The organism is Enterococcus sp. DIV1767 (assembly GCF_050542585.1).
Classification (GTDB): Bacteria; Bacillota; Bacilli; order Lactobacillales; family Enterococcaceae; genus Enterococcus_D; species Enterococcus_D innesii.
This window is the reverse complement of sequence record NZ_CP172936.1, coordinates 2,650,909-2,670,040: the sequence shown is the minus strand read 5'-3', so window position 1 is coordinate 2,670,040 and position 19,132 is coordinate 2,650,909. Positions and strand designations below refer to the sequence as shown.

Annotated in this window: 15 protein-coding genes; 12 read left to right on the top strand and 3 right to left on the bottom strand. The window is 42.3% G+C overall.

Features of this window, described 5'->3' with window-relative positions:
* Window positions 1-7 precede the first annotated feature (7 nt).
* Window positions 8-319 carry an L-rhamnose mutarotase gene (rhaM, locus tag IGI78_RS12570; RefSeq protein ID WP_096741599.1) on the top strand — a complete coding sequence of 104 codons (312 nt, stop codon included), beginning with the start codon at window positions 8-10 and terminating at the stop codon, window positions 317-319.
* Window positions 320-474: 155 nt separating this feature from the next.
* Here rhaM and IGI78_RS12565 read toward each other — a convergent pair whose 3' ends face one another.
* From IGI78_RS12565 to IGI78_RS12555, 3 genes are read right to left on the bottom strand one after another with little or no spacing between them, the layout of a single operon-like run.
* Entirely contained in the window at window positions 475-1,926 is a 1,452-nt protein-coding gene (locus tag IGI78_RS12565; RefSeq protein WP_195266556.1) for a response regulator, read from the bottom strand.
* A 3-nt stretch (window positions 1,927-1,929) separates the two neighbouring features.
* Window positions 1,930-3,615 (bottom strand): sensor histidine kinase, encoded by a 1,686-nt coding sequence (locus IGI78_RS12560; protein ID WP_430618053.1) that lies wholly within the window; start codon window positions 3,613-3,615, stop codon window positions 1,930-1,932.
* A gap of 46 nt (window positions 3,616-3,661) precedes the next feature.
* Window positions 3,662-4,318, bottom strand: coding sequence for a DUF624 domain-containing protein (locus IGI78_RS12555; RefSeq protein ID WP_195266559.1), 657 nt, complete (start codon window positions 4,316-4,318; stop codon window positions 3,662-3,664).
* 264 nt (window positions 4,319-4,582) lie between these two features.
* Here IGI78_RS12555 and IGI78_RS12550 point away from each other — a divergent pair, with 264 nt between their 5' ends.
* From IGI78_RS12550 to IGI78_RS12500, 11 genes are all read left to right on the top strand, one after another.
* Window positions 4,583-5,893, top strand: a complete 1,311-nt coding sequence (locus tag IGI78_RS12550; RefSeq protein ID WP_195266562.1) for an ABC transporter substrate-binding protein — start codon at window positions 4,583-4,585, stop codon at window positions 5,891-5,893.
* Window positions 5,894-6,082: 189 nt separating this feature from the next.
* A complete protein-coding gene (locus IGI78_RS12545) occupies window positions 6,083-7,042 on the top strand; it encodes a carbohydrate ABC transporter permease (RefSeq protein ID WP_430618585.1) in 960 nt (319 codons plus the stop codon).
* A 3-nt stretch (window positions 7,043-7,045) separates the two neighbouring features.
* Window positions 7,046-7,879, top strand: coding sequence for a carbohydrate ABC transporter permease (locus IGI78_RS12540; RefSeq protein WP_005234188.1), 834 nt, complete (start codon window positions 7,046-7,048; stop codon window positions 7,877-7,879).
* Window positions 7,880-7,954: 75 nt separating this feature from the next.
* Window positions 7,955-9,610, top strand: a complete 1,656-nt coding sequence (locus IGI78_RS12535) for a glycosyl hydrolase family 28 protein (RefSeq protein WP_229045677.1) — start codon at window positions 7,955-7,957, stop codon at window positions 9,608-9,610.
* Window positions 9,611-9,991: 381 nt separating this feature from the next.
* The gene (locus IGI78_RS12530; protein WP_195266563.1) at window positions 9,992-11,245 is read left to right on the top strand and encodes a glycoside hydrolase family 28 protein; all 1,254 of its coding nucleotides are present in this window, start codon (window positions 9,992-9,994) and stop codon (window positions 11,243-11,245) included.
* Between the two features lie 419 nt (window positions 11,246-11,664).
* Entirely contained in the window at window positions 11,665-13,179 is a 1,515-nt protein-coding gene (locus IGI78_RS12525) for an extracellular solute-binding protein (protein WP_195266564.1), read from the top strand.
* A gap of 279 nt (window positions 13,180-13,458) precedes the next feature.
* Complete coding sequence (locus IGI78_RS12520; protein WP_195266565.1) at window positions 13,459-14,127, top strand: DUF1961 family protein; 669 nt, start codon at window positions 13,459-13,461, stop codon at window positions 14,125-14,127.
* On the top strand, window positions 14,127-14,801 hold the full coding sequence (locus IGI78_RS12515) for a YesL family protein (protein WP_195266566.1): 675 nt from the start codon (window positions 14,127-14,129) through the stop codon (window positions 14,799-14,801). Before IGI78_RS12520 ends, IGI78_RS12515 begins: the two co-directional genes overlap by 1 nt.
* Window positions 14,776-17,289, top strand: coding sequence for a hypothetical protein (locus IGI78_RS12510; RefSeq protein ID WP_195266567.1), 2,514 nt, complete (start codon window positions 14,776-14,778; stop codon window positions 17,287-17,289). The genes IGI78_RS12515 and IGI78_RS12510 overlap by 26 nt, the downstream gene beginning before the upstream one ends.
* Window positions 17,274-18,221 (top strand): ABC transporter permease, encoded by a 948-nt coding sequence (locus IGI78_RS12505; protein ID WP_005234199.1) that lies wholly within the window; start codon window positions 17,274-17,276, stop codon window positions 18,219-18,221. The genes IGI78_RS12510 and IGI78_RS12505 overlap by 16 nt, the downstream gene beginning before the upstream one ends.
* Window positions 18,222-18,232: 11 nt before the next feature.
* Window positions 18,233-19,111: a carbohydrate ABC transporter permease gene (locus IGI78_RS12500; RefSeq protein ID WP_195266568.1), complete on the top strand. Its 879-nt coding sequence runs from the start codon at window positions 18,233-18,235 to the stop codon at window positions 19,109-19,111.
* Window positions 19,112-19,132: the final 21 nt, after the last annotated feature.

Below are 19,132 nucleotides of genomic sequence, written 5' to 3'. Positions count from 1 at the left end.
GACAAAGATGATCAAAAAAGCGATTCGGATGAAGTTACATCCTGGTTATGAAGCAGAATATGAAAAACGGCATCGCGAACTATGGCCAGAACTAAAAGAGCAGCTCATAGCACATGGGGCGAAAAGCTACCAGATTTTCTTAGATCCAGAAACCCTTGCGTTGTTTGGCTACCTTGAGATTGAAGATGAAACCCGCTGGCAGCAGTTAGCGGCAACCGAGATCAACCAAAAATGGTGGCATTACATGGCAGAACTCATGGAAACAAATTCGGATGATTCGCCAGTGACACAGGAGTTAAGGGAAGTCTTTACGCTGTAAGCTAGTTAAAAACGTTCATTCCTTAAAACGAACACGGTCGCATCAGTTGTTTGAAATCAATCACTGGTTAGTCAAAGAGGTAGTTCGCTCACGAATGTGAGCGGACTACCTCTTTTGTTGAAATAGCAAAACAATGCTTTCGTATAGAAGAAACGTTAAGAGAGAAGTGCTTTTTCTTGCTGCTTCAAAAATTTCTTTGGTGTCATACCAGTAATCTTTTTGAATGTTTGAACAAAATATTCAGGCGCATTGCTAAAGCCCGTCATCGCTGCCACTTCGTAGACTTTGTAGTTTTTCTTCAGCAGTTCTTGTGCTTTTTTGATGCGGTATTCGGCTAATTTTTGATTGAAGCGAATCCCGGTTTCTTTGTAATAGGTTTTTCCTAAGTATTCAGGATTTAAGTACAAAAGATGGGCGGCGATCCATTTCAATGACAATGCTTCATGGTCATAATATTCTTCGATGATCAGGTTGACTTTTTGGGACAGCTGCATGTTCTCGCTATCATCTAAGCTGCCCCGCATCAAATCGATACAGTGAAGCAGCATAAACTGGAGTTCGTGCCAATTATTCAAGAGCATGATCTTTGGGGAATAGTCATCAAAGTAAATGTCTTTTTTGATGCGATGGTTTTCAAAAATTGCCGATAACAAATCGTTGACCTGCAGCCGCAATAGTTGGACAGGGTAAAGCTCCATGCGGCAGGTAGAAAAAAAGTTTTCCGTAAGAACTTGGGCTAAAGTCAGTTCGCCTTTGTCGATCAATGCCAAAAGTTTTTCACGGTATTCCATGTAGAGACTATTTTCATAGACATTTTCTTGTGAGATTTGGGCTTCTTGGATGACTTCAAATGTATCAAAATAAAACTCCTTATCCAAGTTCCGCTTGCCTAAATGATAACTGAGTAAAAATTTTTCGGGAGTTTCGACCCAGCAATTGATAGCGATCCCTTTTCCTAGATGCGCAGCCTGTACCTTCGTTTTAAAAAAGAGATTAAAGGTATTTTCCGTACTGAAGTTCAGGATATAGCCAACTTTGTTTTGATGACCGATCACCAACTCGTGATGGTTCTCATAGCTTTCGATCCGCTTAGCGATGGCGTGATAGAATTTCGAATCAAATAAGTACATACAAAATGGAAAAACGAATGATTCAGGCAGCGGTTCTTCTCCGCAGCTATTGATGTATTGCTCAATTTGTTGTTTTAAATAGAGGGTAGATTCCATTTGGCGACGTTCAGAGCGTTCGATCGTCTCAGCCAACGCTTCTGAAAGCTTGCTCGGAAAAACAGGTTTTTCAAGGAAAAATTTGACTCCTAAAGCCATCGCTTCTTTGGCAAAGGAGAAGCTGCCAAAGCCTGTCAAAATAATGATTTGAATCGCAGGATTGATGGCTTTTAATTTTTTGATCAAGGCAAGTCCATTGACTTTAGGCATATTGATGTCGGTAATCACGATGTCGATGGTGTTTTGCTGACAAAATGCCAAGGCTTCTTCACTGTCTGTATAAATTCCTTTGACCACTAATGGAAAATCAAAAGAAGCAACGAGGTTAGCCACACCATTTGCTATCAAGGGTTCATCGTCAACAACGAGGATGTTTTTCATGTTTTACTCACTCCTTTTAAAGGGGATCACAAAGCGCACCGTCGTCTTTTTGAAGGGAATCGAGGAGACGATGGCTAACGACGCTTGATCACCATAATGCAGTTGCAATCGTTTTTGAATATTGGTCAATCCGATGCCGCCTTCTTTTTCAATCGAGAAGTTGGCTTTAAAACCAGGGCCATTGTCAGAGACACTGACTTGGAGAAAAGTTGCTTGTTGTTCAATCGTAAGGACGAGGCGACACGTTTCCTTCATATCATTGACGGCGTATTTAAAGACATTTTCAATCAATGGTTGAATCAGTAACTTAGGAATCTTAAAGGACAAGTCATTCACCAAAATGACTTCGATATACTCGATCCGTTTCCCGAAGCGAACGTTTTGAATATTGATATAGGCGTGCACGATATCTAACTCATCTTGTAGCGTTGTGAAGTCAGACTTGGTATCGATTTTTTTTCGAAACAAATAGGCAAGGGAGGTGACCATCTCTGAGATCTGCCACTGCTGATTTTCAATGGCGATCCAGTTGATCGAGTCTAACGTATTGTAGAGAAAATGTGGATCTAATTGCGCTTGCAATCCTTTAAATTCGATTTCTTGGGACAATATACGCATTTCATAATTGTCCTTGATCAAGGCATTTAATTCATCGATCATCGTATTGTAGCTTTCATAAAGGACCATGATCTCTTCTTGACTATTTTCTGGGACAGCGAGGGTCTTTAAAGAGGCCAGTTTTTTCGTTTTCCGCAGAACTGCCATTTGCGAAGCCAAGTCAGCTAAAGGGCGGGTCAGCTGATTGCTTATTTTCCGAATCACAACAATAATCAAACATAAAAAAGGCAAACTCACAGCGATGGAAAGGCCTTGTAGTTTATAAAGATCAGCTAAGACTTGATTTTCAGGCAGTAAATAAATGAAGGTCATATTCGGCATCGTCTTCCGATCCATTGCGTAGTAGTACTGGCGATTATCAAACGTCATGGAGCCGATCGATCGCTGGAAGGTTTCCATTTTTTGCTGCAAGGTATTTTGATCCGCAGCGAGGGTTTGCTCGTCATTTGCGGTACTATAAAATTGGTTCTGATACGCCATGAAAAATTGGTTTTGTTCAGAGACAATAGGAAGACTTTCGATCTCGTTACGAAAGAAGGACGTATTGACTAGAAATATCACCGTACCAATATAGGTTAAAGAAAGATCGGCTGTTGAATAGATTTTTCGCAGGTAGACACCTTGAGAAAGGTCTTTTGCAAAAAACCAACTCCCTTTGGCAGGCTTATCGGGCAAAGTCTCGATCATATCTTTGATGGTTTGGCCATTAAAGATATGGTCGGTCTCGGCTAGAAAGTTGATCATGTTTTCGTTCGTTGGGGTAAAGAGATAGACGTTTTGAATCGTTGATTCATTGCGTACGAGGGCGTTGATTTCTGCACTTAAGGCATTCTTTTGGTCGATCGCCTCTAAGGATTGTAAGGAATCTTGTGCCAAGATCCTTTGTAGGCCATTTTGGATCGGTGCACTATCGATAATGCGAAAAGAGAGGGTTTCGACGGCAGTTAAACGTTTGGCGATATTTGTTGAAATGATCGAGACATCTTTATACGCAGCTTCTTTCAGCTGCACCATGTAGACTTGTCGCCAAACTAAGGTCAGGAGAACAGCCAATGAGACGATAATTGCCACCGTCGCAAAAAAAACAAAATGTAACTGTCGCTCAAAAGGCTGCTTTTTAAAATGATTGATCAGCTTCTGGGACTTCATGGACACTGCCTCGCTTTGCTTGCAATTGTTTGGTTTTTTCAATCATCTGACCATGAAAAAATTCAGCGAAGAACAAGAAAATCACCAGTCCAAAGACGAGTAACAAAGAGGTTTTGGCAGTCAATAAGAGAAACAATAAATACCAGGTAAACAACAAGGCAAGGCCTTGCAGTGGGTAGCGAAAGACTAGAAAGATACTAACGTACAAGGTCTGTTTCCAAGCGTGTTGTTCGGCTTTGGCATAGGTCATAAAGCTGATGAATGCAGTGTAGAGGAGGAGAATCGTTAAAAGTAAATAGACAGGACGCAGCCAAGCCATTTCAGTCGGGAAAAAATGAGTGATCCGTAAGTTAAACAATAACAGGAGTACTGTACTTAATAGTCCAATGCCAAAAAGGGTAAAGGTGCGAAAGGCTTGCTTGTAGGCTTGCCAGAAGGCAACAGCTGAATAGTCATGGCCAGTTTTACGAAAATCATGTAAACATTTGATCGTGACAGCGGTGGCAGGACCGAAGCCAAAGATTCCCAACCCTAACAGGGTAAAGAAAAGCCATAAAAGGTTTAATTTAGCAAAATAAGCTGTTACCGTAAAAAGACGAAACAGTCCGGTTTGTATTTTTTTCATTGTTTCCACCTACCTTGTTTTTTGAAAAGTAAGCCTTTTCAACGCTAGTATAGCATAGTATATTGGAAAAAATAGAGCATGTCTGTTTTTTTACATTTTTCATCTGTTTTTCTATTTTTTTCTAGCTATTGCCCGTGAAGGCTTAGCCTTCAGCAAAAACGACAGTCTAGTTTTTCACATATTTGCTCTTGTTTTTTCATTTTTATTAACGAGGATTTCCATTACAATCACCTTGTAAGCGCAAACAAAAAGGAGTGTAGAAGAATGAAGAAAACTTTTTTTAAAGCAGCGAGCTTGTTGTTTCTTGGTGCGACCTTAGCAGCTTGTGGCAACAACGGAAATAGTAGCGGAAGCTCAGAAGCTGATACAGATGGGAAAACGACGATTTCCTTTACCTGGTGGGGCTCAGAAGTCAGACACGAGAAGTATATCGAATCGATCAAAGAATTTGAGAAACAAAATCCTGACATCAAAGTTGAATATGAATATGGTTCTTGGGATGACCATTGGAAAAAACTAGCAACAAAAGCGGCTTCTGGAGAATTACCTGATGTGATCCAGATGGATGTGCAGTACATTGCGCAATATGGAACGAAAAATCAATTAGCAAATATGTCGGAATTTATCGGCAATGAGATTCAAACCGATGATATCAAAGAATCGATTTTAGCAACTGGCGAGTTAGATGGAAAAGTTTTTGGCATACCAACTTCTGTCAATACGATGGCGATGCTCTACAATCCATCATTGGTAGAACAAGGGGGCACTGGGATCGACTTTAGCAATTATACCTTCGATGACCTTGTAGAAAGTACGGCAGCGATCGCTGAAGCAACCGGTGATTATGGTTGGAATGATAACAATGACAACAGTACGATTTTGCAATACTTTTTACGTACTAAAGGCGAAGATCTATACCAATACGATGCGGACGGCAAACCAGAGATCGGTTTTACCAAAGAAAACTGGGTTGAATTTATGGGGGCTATCGCGGACCTTACGGAAGCCAAAGCAATGCCAACCGCAGAAGTGACTAGCAATGCCAACAGTATGGATCAATATCCGTTTTCACAAGGAAAAGCAGCCTATATGATGACTTGGTCCAATCAATACTTGACCTATAAGGCCTCCGCCGCAGAAGATGTCGAAATCAACTTGGCTCGTCCATTCGACTCAGAAAACGGGGCGATGGCGTATCGACCAGGGTTCTTTTATTCGATCGCGAATGCTTCTGAATCAAAAGAAGCAGCTGCGAAGTTTGTTGACTTTTTAGTGAATAGTGAAGAAGCCAATAAGATCATCGGTACTGAGCGGGGAATTCCTTCTAATGATGCCATCAAAGAATTGCTTTATGCCGACATGACACCAGAAGAGCAAGAGTCCTCTGATTTCTTAGATGATATTGCAGACATCGTTGGTGATCCATCCCCAATCCCACCAATTGGGTTTGCTGAAATCAACACGTACTTTAAAGAGCTGTACGCAGAGATCACTTATGGCACGATGACACCAGAAGAAACCTATGATGCCTTTACGCAACGCTGCGAAGAAATTTTTGCAGAAAACTATCAATAAGCATAGCTGCGGCGCCTTTACTGACTTTTTCAGTAAAGGCGTTTTTTTAGGAGAAACAATGGAAGCAAAAAATATAGGTCCTCTAGTTTTTCACATTTCTGTGCTTTTTTTTCTATTCATTCTTAAGAAGCACTTCGTTAAAATCAACTTGTAAGCGTAATCAAATATAGGAGGTAGGAAGTGAAAATTATGGAACTACAATCAAAATCACCCACGGCAAAAGAACCTGGGAAACTCAAAAGCTGGTTTAATCGATTACCAGAATCTAAACAGAATATGGTTACAGGCTACTTATTTATCTCACCCTTCATCATTGGCTTTTTTGCTTTTATTATCGTCCCGATGGGGATTTCTCTTTTTATGTCTTTTCATGACTATGATTTATTGACAGAGGCGCAATTTGTTGGCTGGAATAACTTTAAAACGATTTTTACGAATGATCCCAAGTTTGTTCAGTCACTGACTGTTACGCTGAAATATGTTGTGTTGGCAGTTCCTTTACGGTTGATCGTCGCATTAGCAGTGGCAATGCTGATCAACCGCCCATCGAAATTAAGCGGCGCTTATCGGGTATTATTTTATATCCCTTCGATTTTAGGTGGGAGCGTAGCGGTCTCGATCATGTGGCGGAATCTTTTTGGCGATTCAGGATTGATCAATGGCGTGCTAGCGGCGATCGGCATAGACCCGATCTACTTCTTTAAAAGTCCTGGCTTAGCGTTGATGACCTTGATTTTATTAGCAGCGTGGCAATTTGGCTCGTCGATGTTGATTTTCTTATCCGGTTTGAAAAATATTCCAAAAGATTATTACGAAGCGGCGGAAATTGATGGGGCAGGAAAAATCAGACAGTTTTTCAATATCACGGTTCCAGTCCTGACGCCAATCATCTTTTTTAATCTGATCTATCAAACGATCATGGCCTTTTTGACGTTTACACCTGCGTTTATCATTTCGAATGGGACGGGTTCACCCCGTAACGGCACGTTAGTCTATTCCTTGTACATGTATCAACGAGCCTTTACCGATTTCAAAATGGGCTATGCTTCAGCCTTAGCGTGGATTTTACTGGTCATCGTTGGGTTGATTACGATTCTGTTATTCGCAACATCGAAATTTTGGGTGTTTAAAGAAAACGAGGAGGTTTGATTGATGCGTGAACAAAAACAAAATTATTTCTTTGATGCCGTGATCTTAGTTGCTGCATTACTGATGCTTTATCCGATTTTCTGGCTGCTGTTTAGTGCCTTTAAACCTAGTAGTGACATTTTTCGAACGGCAACAGAGTTGATCCCCCGAAGCTGGACGTTAGAAAACTTTACCAAAGGCTTTGAAGGAATCGCAGGGATTCCCTTCATTCGCTATATTTTCAACTCGTTGCAAATCGCGTTGATTTCAATGGTAGGGGCGGTCTGCTCTTCGGCTGTCATTTCTTATGGATTTGGTCGAATTCCTTTCAAAGGAAAAGGCTTTTGGTTTGCTTGTATCTTGGTCACGATGATGCTGCCGCAAGAGATCATCATGGTACCTCAGTATCTTTGGTTTAATCAATTAGGCTGGCTTAACTCGATTCGTCCGGTAACCGTTCCTTCATACTTCGGACAAGCCTTCTTTATTTTTATGATGGTCCAATTCGTCTCTGCGATCCCGACAGATTTAGATGAAGCAGCAAAAATGGATGGCTGTGGACGGGTCGGTATTTTCTTCCGCGTGATTCTACCGTTGATGAAGCCTTCCTTGGCAAACGCTGCGATCTTCTCTTTCTATTGGAAATGGGAAGAACTGATCGGACCGATGCTGTACCTCACACGTCCGCAAAACTACACGGTATCGATTGCCTTAAAGCAGTTCCTGGATGCTAGCAGCACCTCCAATTGGGGAGCGATGTTCGCGATGTCTGTGGTCTCCTTGCTACCTGTGTTGATCATCTTCTTTATTTTCCAAAAATACATTGTTGAAGGCATCAGCACGACTGGTCTTAAATAAGTGTGGAAAAAGATATTCGCTGTTTTGGAATATCTTTTTTCTATTGAATGAATTCGTTGAAGAAAGGACAAACCGATGGAACCATTTCAAGTAATTGATTTTCATGTCGTACCAAGCACGATCGGTGCCCATCAAGCGACCCTTATTTGGGAGAAGCCGCTGCACGCCCAAGCTATTTTTGGTTATCAATTGTTTTTAGAAAACGATTTGATCCAAACAAGACCAACAAACAAGACGCATTGGACGTTGACAAACTTATCTGCCGATCAAACGTATCAAGTAACGATCATCTGTCTCGATCATCAGGGGTGCCTGCTTACAAATACCGCAGTCACGACGACCTTTCGTACAAAGAAAAAAAGTGTTGTGATAGATGTTACGCAAGCACCCTACCATGCTGATAGCAAAGGCAAAGAAGATAGTACCACCATTCTCCAGCAAGCGATCAACGATTGCCCTAATAATGGCACTGTCTGGATCCCAACAGGGGCGGTGATCCTTTCTGGTGCGTTGGAGCTAAAAAGCAATATGATTTTTCAGGTAGATGGCACATTGCAAGCAAGCCTCGACATAGAAAAGTATCGGGTTGCCCCTCACGAGTATTTAGGAAGCGTGAATCAAGAGGGCTTACCATTAAGCCGTTATGAAGGCTGGGAATTGTTTTGCTTTCGTTCATTGATCAACATTGGGTATATCGATCAAGGCGATCGAGGGCGTATCGTTTGTGAAAATGTCCGTCTTTGTGGCAAAGGGACGATCATTGGTGGCGGGAATCCATTAGGACTGGCGATGCGAAAACCTTATGCAGACCGTGAACAGTATCCAGACTATGTTTCTGATGGAAAACCTGGAAGACGAGTAAGGGGACGTTTGATCTGTATGATGCAGGCCAAAAACATCCATTTGACAGAGCTGACGTTGATTGATCCACCATGCTGGACTGTTCATATGATTTACTGTGACACCGTTGTGACCCATGGGGTGATTATTCAGTCCAAAGGCATCGACAATGGCGATGGATGGGATCCGGATTCTTCGCAAAACTTGCTGATTTTTGACACCGTTTTTGATACGGGTGATGATTGTATCGCAATCAAATCTGGCAAAAATCCAGAAGGAAATCAAATCAATAGACCAGCGAAAAATATTCGGCTGTTTGATTTGGCTATTCGAGGGGGACATGGCATCGCGATTGGTAGTGAGCAATCTGGTGGTGTCGAAAATATCACTTTTCGAGATTGTCAACTGACCAATACGCTTTATGGGCTAGAATTGAAAGCGCAGAATGATCGTGGCGGCTATATTCGTCAAGTGACAATCATTGATTGCCTATTGGATCGTTTCATGGCTCATCCTGTTGCTTACAATGCCGATGGTCAGGCAGCCCAACAGTTACCGATCATTTCGGATATTTTGGTCAAGAATACCCGTATCGTAGGGCAGAACCCTTTGGTCGAGCTAAAAGGGTTTGTCGATGAACAAGCACAGCAGGTTTCACCGATCCAACGCGTTGCTTTTGAGTCAGTTGCCTTTGAATCAGCTAAAGGGCAAAAGAAAATGATTTTTGAACAGTGTCAGGAGATCAGCTTTAAAGAAGCAGCGATCATTGATCGAGCCTCCATAAGTGATGCAATAAGTTGCCAAGAAACAGTCGAGCTTATCCATCATGGGGCAAAAGAAACGCACGTAGAACAATCTTTTGGAAATGATCTGCGTTGGTTTTCCCAATGAGAAACAGTTAGTTAAGCACCTTATTTCCTCCCTTGACAGGTTGCGCCTTTTTGCTTTTGTAGACAAAAAGGCGCATTTTTCTAACAAGAAAGAACGATGCAAAAAAAGACGATCCCCAGAAATCAAAAAGGACTTTCTTTTCCCGCTAAGGGGACTATAGTAAAGAATGTAGGAAAAAAGGACGCCAGAAAGTACATGGGAAAAGACAACGAGATGTGCCAAGAGGAACGCTTTATTTGATGGACAGCGCCAGTAAGAAGCACTCAGTTCTATCCAACGAAATGATAGATGAAAAAAGGTTGGCGATGCGCAATTTTTACAATCATGGGTATCGACAAACCTATCAACAGCTTAAAACAAAAACGTAGGAGGTAAGCAAGAATGGAAGACATCACGCAATTATTGCAACGAGAAATTGACCAAGCATCAACTGTGCAGGGAACAGTGATTACACCACCCGGCGCCTATCAAATCGGCGCACTGTTTTTAAAAAGCAATGTGCACTTGATTGTCTCAGAGGATACGATTCTGTATGGTAGTCAAGAACTGGCCGATTATCCCGAAGTAGATAATCGGGTCGCAGGGATCAATATGAAGTGGCCTGCAGCGATGATCAATGTTTTTCACGCAGAAAATGTCATGATCTCTGGAAAAGGAAAACTTGATGGTCGTGGAGAAACATGGTGGCAAACGTTTTGGGGAACAGATGAAGCCAGCGGGATGATGGCGGATTACGCAAAGAGAGGCTTACGCTGGGCAGCAGATTATGATTGCAAGCGGCCACGAAATATCCTTGTTTATGAAAGTCAGCAAGTAACCATCAAAGATATTTCGTCGGTACAGTCGGGTTTTTGGAATACCCAAATCACGTATTCTCACCACATATTGATCGATGGCATCACGATAGACAATGGAAAAGGGCCTAGTACCGATGGCATCGATATTGATTCCTGTGAAGAAGTCACCATTCAAAATGCTCACATTTCCTGCAACGATGACAATATCTCGATTAAAGCGGGACGGGGGGCAGAAGCCTTAGCCCAGCAAAGAAGCTGTCGGAAAATCACGATCAAAGACTGTCAATTAGGGTATGGTTCAGGAATTGCTATTGGTAGTGAAACTTCTGGTGGGATCGAAGATATCACGATCCAAAAAGTCGTCTTTGAGCAAACTGGCGCAGGGGTTCGGATCAAATCCGCCAATAATCGAGGTGGATTTATACGCAAGGTCACTGCTTCGGATTTAACGATGAAGGATGTTGGCTTTCCTTTTCTCTTACAAACAAATTGGTACCCAGATTATAGTTATCCAGAACTGCCAGCTAATTATGCGGAAGAGATTCCCGACTATTGGCACAAATTGATGGCACAACCAGCTATTCCAGTAGGTTCAGCAAAGGTCTGCGACATTACTATTGAAAACGTGCAAGCTACTAAAATAGGACAACAAAGCGTGCGAGCTTTCTTTATCGAGGCCAGCCCAGCAGAACCGATCTGCAATCTAACATTGAAAAATCTTTCCATCCATGCCGATGAGTTCGGCAAGATTGCAGGGGTTGAGAACTTAAGGATGGTGGAAACGATCGTCACTGCGTTAGCGCCGACCTTGAATCAAAATGATGTGTATGAGCGGTAGTACTCTTTCTGTCAAATATGAATAAGTGGTGATCCGCTTAGTACTACAAAACTGATGAATTATCAAAGAAGACCAATGAGTTGGTCTTTTTTTCATGATAAGGTGTTTCCAAATCTCTCACGAATAAGAACATCAGTACTTAGGCTACCCTTTCTACAATGAGAATTTAAGAATGATAGGAATCAGAAAAACTGCGATAATTAAATTGATTGAGCGAACTAAGAACACGAAGAACTATCTATTCTTTTTTCCTATAATTTACGATACCTGCAAATGTAGAGCAAAACTCCCTACCCAGCCATATATCAATGATTAACAAAAAATGTCAATTGCTGGAAATCCTGCTTTTCGTTATGCTTTTGGTATTGAAAGCGGTTTATTTAATCGGGCTCAACAACAAAATCTAAGGAGGAAAAGTAGTGAAAAAATTAAGTACGATTCTTGGTTTGGGGTTACTATCAGTCGCCTTTTTGTCGGCATGTGGGAAGGAGGAAGCAGGTTCCACAACAGATTATGATACGATTTCGATTTTATCGCCGTACATTGAAACTGAACCACCTGCAAGTGACAACGAGATTTTGAAGCAATTAGAAGCTTACACTGGCAAAAACATTGATATTACCTGGGCACCCAATACATCCTACGAGGATAAAATGAATATTACGTTAGCTTCAGATGATATTCCAGAAGTGATGGTCATTCAAGGAAAATCAGGAGGATTTATCAAGTCAGCAGAAAATGGCGCTTTTTGGGATTTGACCGACTATTTAGCTGATTATCCTAATCTCTCTCAATCTAACGAGGATGTTTTGCGTAATTCTTCTGTGAATGGCAAAGTGTACGGAATTTATCGGAAACGTGATGCGATGCGGACGGCGGTGATCATCCGGAAAGATTGGTTAGAAAACTTAAACTTAGAGGTACCAGAAACGATCGATGATCTCTATGAGGTTGCCAAAGCATTTACTGAGAACGATCCCGATGGGAATGGTGAAAATGATACGTTTGGTTTGATTATTCCCCAATGGCCTGGCTCGATCAATTCAAATAGTCCTTACGATGTGTTAGCTACTTGGTTTGGGGCAGGAAATGCTTGGAAAGAAATAGACGGCACTTTAGAGCCATCCTTTATGCAACCAGAATACCTAGAATCAATGCAATTTGTTAAAGATATGGTGGAACAAGGCTATGTCAATCGTGATTTTGCAACTATGGCAGCAGATAAATGGGATGAGCCGTTTATCAATGGACGTGGTGGGATCATTATTGATACGTATTCACGAGCAGCACAAATCAGTAATAAATTATTGCAAGCTGGAGAAGAAGACCTCGTCGTCTTTACAGGGAATTTAAAAGATAATAACGGTACGATGAATGCGTTACCGACAGATGGCTATTCTGGTTTCTTGGCGATTCCTAAGTCGAGTGTCCAGACAGAGGAACATCTAAAAGAGGTGTTGACGTTCCTTGATAAATTAAATGATAAAGAAGCACAGGTATTGCTGAACAACGGAATTGAAGGAATTAATTTCGAAGTAGTGGATGGAATGTCCGTCGCACTAGAAGGATCAGAAGCTGAAGCGCTAGCCAATGCGGTCAAAGGGTACTCACAAATTGGGATGAATGTAACGGAAGATACCCTGTACTATATTGCTAAACCTGATACAGAAGCGGCTACTGAAAGCTATGAAAAACGATTGTCACTGATGGAAGCTGACTTAGAGCACGCTGTCTTTAACCCAGCAGCCTCCTATAATACAGATACGTATGTAACGAAAGGGGCACAGCTTGATCAGATCATTAGTGATGCACGGGTTCAATTTATTGCAGGACAAATCGATGAAGCGGGATGGGAAGCTGCGATCGAACTTTGGAAGAATCAAGGAGGCACGCAGCTGATGGAAGAAACGAATGCCCTTCATCAAGCACAATAACGACAGTCGAAGAAGGTTGAGTGGATCTTGCTCTCAACCTTTTTCTTTTTCAATGATTTTTTTCAGCTAATTATTCAGCTAATAAAATGGAGTACTATTCAGGTGAGACGAGACAGGTAGTAAGAAATCAGAAAAGAAAAAATGGAAAAAAACAGGTGAAAAACCTAATATAACGCTTGATATCAAGGAATTCAAAAAAAGTCAATTGTTAGAAATGTAGGTCAAGTTTACTATGAAAAGAGAAAAGTAGCTCATATACGCATAAAAGGAGAAGAAGAAATGGTAGCGAAATTGATCTATGAAAATCCGCTGAATCAAGCAGCAGATATTCAACACTTTATTGCTGAAGGAGAGCCCAAAATTACTTTCCAAGACGGGATGATTCTGGCAAATACGTATTCTGAAGAATCAAACAAACAACCACATTTTGTTTTATGGCTGCCTCAACAATTTCCAGCGGACCTACGAATCACCTGGCAGTTTCAACCACTGGCTGAACCAGGTTTATGTATGCTCTTTTTTGCAGCAGCCAATCGCAAGGGTGGCTCGATCTTCGATTCTGGAGTACCCAAACGAACCGGGGCATATCCCGAGTATCATTCTGGTGGGATCAATGCTTACCACCTTTCTTATTTTCGAAGAAAGTATGAGGAGGAACGGGCGTTTGAAACGTGTAATTTGCGCAAAAGCCATGGGTTTCATCTGGTCGCCCAAGGCGCAGACCCACTTCCGAGTGTAGCAGATGCCCGAGGGTTTTATCACCTAAAAATCGATAAGGTAGGTGCAACGATTTCCTTTTGGATCAACGAATTATTGGTGTTAAGGTACCTTGATGAAGAACAGTTTGGTCCCGTATTAACCAAAGGAGCGATCGGATTTCGGCAAATGGCGCCAATGAAGGCCCGCTATAAAGACTTAAAGGTATATTCCTTAGAGGAGGAACGGTGATGAATTGGCAGAAAGCATATCAAGCAGCAGATTTTGTCTTTTATTGTTTGCTGATAAATGTAACCGTTATTATAGGTGCACTAGTAGGTGGGATCATCTTTGGACTGGCGCCTAGCGTACAAGCAGGATTCCACGTAGCAAAGAAAACCCTTAAACAGGAATCGCCGTCTTTTTTTCAAACGTTCTTTGGGTATTACCGCAGGAACTTTTGGCGATCGAATCGCTTGGGCTTACCGATCATTCTCTTTTATTTGTGCCCCATGGTGGTGATCCAGCAAGGATTTTTAGCGGCATTGACTCAAACAGGCTTGATCCTATTAATCGTTAGCCAATGCGTCGCGATCGCTGTGATCAATACATTGCTTAGCATGTACGAATATTATGTGCTCCCAACGAAGAAGTACCTAGGCGCTTCGCTACGCTTTCTTTTTTTTCAACCTATTGGCACCTTTTTAGGCGTCCTTTGGTTTGGGATTTGTAGTACGATCAGCTTTTTTCTCCCCGGTCTCCTGCCATTTTTAAGTATTGGGATGTGGATCATTGGCACAATGGGGATTTACTTGAAATTATTTGATGAAAATGAACAAAAGCTAAAGCAACAAAACGATGCAGTTCAACCTGCAGAGAGGGAAGAGGAGGAAATCGAACATGGCATTGAAATGGCTCAAAAATAAACCTAAGGGAAAACGTGGGCTGAGTTTTGGGTATCCATGGGAAAAAGGGGCTTTACAACCTGAGGTTCTAAGTGAGGAAATGTTTTTGCTGGGTGAGGAGCCGCTGCAAACGAAAGTACTGGCTTACTGGCCAGATGGCAGTGTGAAATGGACAGGACACAGTGGTCTGGTGGCAGAAACGACGCAGTTACTTTTTCAAAGAAAACAGCGTGTCCAGAAGAAAGAGGCGATTGCTAGGGAAGCTTACAACGGTATTTATTTTGACAACGGTACGATCAAAGGCTTCTTCCCGAAACATGGGGAAGGGAAAAATGTATTGGACTGGGTAGCGGTCAATGGGCAGAAAAAATTGCAAGATCTTCACGCAATCCTGCAATACCAAAACAAAAAGGTGCAGTCCAAAGTAACGGACTTGATGTTGGAAGAAAATGGTTCCGAGAAAGCCGTTATCAAAGTATCGGGCGTCATCGAGATCGATCAAGAAGTGGTGCAAGAGTTTATTTTACGGTTCCGCATCTTTCGCGAAATCAGCAAATTGGAAATCATTCATACGGTCATTATCATCAAACCACTTGCTTATGAAGGCATGGGGATAGCATTTGATTATGCGTTGACAGGTGAAAATTGGAATCGACAAGTCAAATTTATTGCAGATGCTGTGTATCATGAAGCGGCGCAATTGTTACTTTCACGTCGACACTATCAGCAAAACATTCCCTATCAAGAACAAGCCAGTGGACAGCTCGTTTCATTGACCCCAGCGGACGAGCCGATGCTGTCTCATGCGGTGGAAAATGCTATTTGGGACAATTTTCGGGTCAATCAAATCAATCATCGGTCATTTGAATTAGAAAAACAGACCGAAGCTGGGTACTGTTGGTTGCCCATTGGGGATGGCGAGCATTATTCAGGTACCTTTTACGCTGGGGGAGAAACCGGCGGCGTTGCTTGCAGCATGGAGAAATTTTGGGAAAAAGCACCATCTGCGATCGAGGTGGCAGGCATCACCCAAAAAGCAACCCAAATCACGATGTGGCAGTGGTCACCGAATGCCAAGCCAATGGATTTTCAGCACTATTCCAAACGGGATCATATGCTTAGCGGATACGAAGGAATGGAAGAGATTCGTTCGACGGCAGTTGGTGTAGCAAATACGACGCGTTGTTGGTTGGATCTTTATGAAGAAGCCCCGTCAGAAGAAGTGTTGCTGGGCTTAGCTCAAGAAAACCAAGAACCTGCCCAGATCGTTTCATTGCCAGAGCGTTATCAAGAGACGAAGGTTTTTGGCAGGATCAGTTTACCAGACGAATCAACGAAAACGAAACAATTGCTGGAGCAACAATTGGCTAAGATGCGGCAATTCTATTTAGCAGAAGTCCAACAAAGAGGTTGGTATGGCTATTGGAACTATGGTGATGTCATGCATACCTATGATCAGTTTCGACACCAATGGCGCTACGATCTTGGTGGGTACGCTTGGCAAAACACTGAATTGGTCCCTAACATGTGGCTTTGGTTAGATTTTTTACGGACTGGTGATCCAAGCGTCTACTATCTGGCTGAAAGCATGACGAGACATACTTCAGAAGTCGATCAGTATCATGCTGGTGAATACAAAGGATTGGGGTCTCGGCATAATGTCGTTCATTGGGGCTGCCAAGCCAAAGAAGTTCGAATTTCAATGGCGGGTCTGCATCGCTACTACTACTATTTGACAGCGGATGAACGTATTGGGGAGGTCATGGAACAAGTCAAAGACAATGAAACCTATGCTTTTGATGCGTTACCACCGATGCGCGAGTTTTATGAACGAGAAACGAAGCGGATACCGATCCGAATCGGACCAGATTGGGCTGCGCTAGTCTCGAACTGGTTTACCCAATGGGAACGGACGAATGATCCTGTTTACCTTGAAAAAATTCGCACAGGAATCACCTGCATCAAAGCCATGCCCCAGCGCCTTTTGTCTGGTCCCACAGTGTTATTTGATCCGCAAGACAAAACCTTGTCTTATATGGGAACAGGGAATTTTGGCGGCTATCACATGGTCATTTCCTTTGGGGCGCCGCAAGTTTGGTTAGAACTTGCTCAAGTGCTGGAAGACCCCGAGTGGACAGAGATGTTAGGGGAGTTTGGCTGGTTTTATAGCTTGAGTCCTGAGAGAAAAGCAGAAGAGTCAAACGAGGTACTGACGGAACCTCATTTTGCCTGGCCAATGTTTGCGTCGACGATGATGGCCTTTGCTGGGCGAGTGCGTAACGATCGAGCAATCAGTCAAAGGGCTTGGCAGTTATTGCTTGATAATGACAAATCGGGTGTTCCATTGCCGATCGAAGCGACCATTGAAGCAGCGACAACGTGGAAAAAAATAAAAGAAATGCCGTGGGTATCGACCAATGTGTTGTCACAGTGGGGACTAAATACGATTTGTTGTTTAGCACTGATTGGAGCGGAATTAGAGGAGGAGAATGAATGGAAACAACAATAAAAAAAGTGCCGAAAACGAAAGAGCAATGGGGGAGTTTTCTCAACCATTTTAAACAAAATAAATGGCTCTATATTTTGACGATTCCCGGGATCATCTATTTTGCAGTATTTCGTTATGCACCGATGTATGGGTTGATCATTGCTTTCAAAGATTATGTGCCTTTTTTAGGAATCGCAGATAGTCCATGGGTCGGAACACAAAATTTTATGGATTTCTTCAATAATCCTGATTTCTTTCGGATCTTGTGGAACACGTTGATGATTGCCTTTTTAAACATCTTCTTTTCGTTTCCAGCACCCATCTTTTTGGCACTGTTACTGAATGAATTGCGCAACAAGCTGTTTCAGCGGACCATTCAAACCTTCGTCTATGTACCACATTTTCTTTCATGGACGATCGTCGTTAGTCTTTGGCATATCTTATTCAACATCGATCATGGAGCGATCACTCAATTTATCGCTTCGTTGACAGGCGTTGAAATCGACTTTCTCTCAGACCCGCAATGGTTCCGCCCCATGATCGTGATGCAATCGATTTGGAAAGAGATCGGTTGGGGGACTATTATTTATTTAGCTGCCTTATCAGGTGTGGATCAGGAGCAATACGAAGCCGCAATCATGGATGGTGCAGGACGTTTCCGACGTGTGTGGCACATTACTTTACCTGCGATTCGTTCGACGATCATCATTATGCTGATCATGCGGATCGGGTCGATTTTGTCTACTGGGTTTGATCAGATTTTCTTGATGACCAATCAGTTGAACCGAACAGTAGCAGATGTTTTTGATACGTATGTGTATATGATGGGGATTACCAATGGCGCTTACAGTTACTCAACAGCCGTCGGATTATTTAAATCGATCGTTGGGATCATCCTCGTACTTTGTACCAATAAATTAGCGAAACGCTTTGGCGAAAGCGGCTTATACTAAGGAGGAAAAAGATGGCTACTTTACACAATACGAAAGCAGGGAAAATATTTGATATTTTTAATGCGCTATTTTTGGCATTAATTGGGTTATTCATGGTGATTCCTTTTATTTATGTGATCGCCGGTTCATTTGCTACGGAGTTAGAATTGACCACTCGCTCGTTTTTCTTATGGCCAAGCGAGATCAGTCTCGACTCCTATCGCTTTATTTTTTCAACCAACACCTTTATCCGTAGTTTGCTTGTAACGGTCGGCGTTACCATCGTTGGCACGCTGGTGCAGCTTTTCTGTACCTTCACCTTTGCCTATCCTTTATCACGCAAGCACCTAAAAGGACGGAACACCTTGTTGAATCTCGTGATTTTTGCAATGCTCTTTTCAGGTGGGATGATCCCAACGTTTATCGTGGTTAAAAATTTAGGACTGATCAATTCTTATTGGGCATTGATTTTGCCAATCGCGATCAATCCCTTCAACTTAATGATCATCAAAAACTTTTTCCAAGAAATGCCGATCGAATTGGAAGAATCCGCCAAGATGGACGGCTGTACGGAACTAGGGATCTTATGGAAAATCATTTTGCCTTTATCAAAACCAGTGATCGCGACCTTCACCCTTTTTTACGCCGTTGGTATCTGGAACGACTTCATGAGTGGATTGCTCTATATCAACGATTCAGCAAAATGGCCGATTCAGTTATTGTTAAGACAGATCACGATGGCGTCCAGTGGTGCCAATGCGTTAGCAAGTATGGACCCCAACTATGTGCCGCCGGAACAAGGAATCAAATTTGCAGTCATCATTGTGGCGACTTTGCCAATTTTGATCTTCTATCCGTTTTTGCAAAAACATTTTGCCAAAGGAATGCTGATTGGATCCGTCAAAGGATGATACACTTCAATAGTTGTGGAT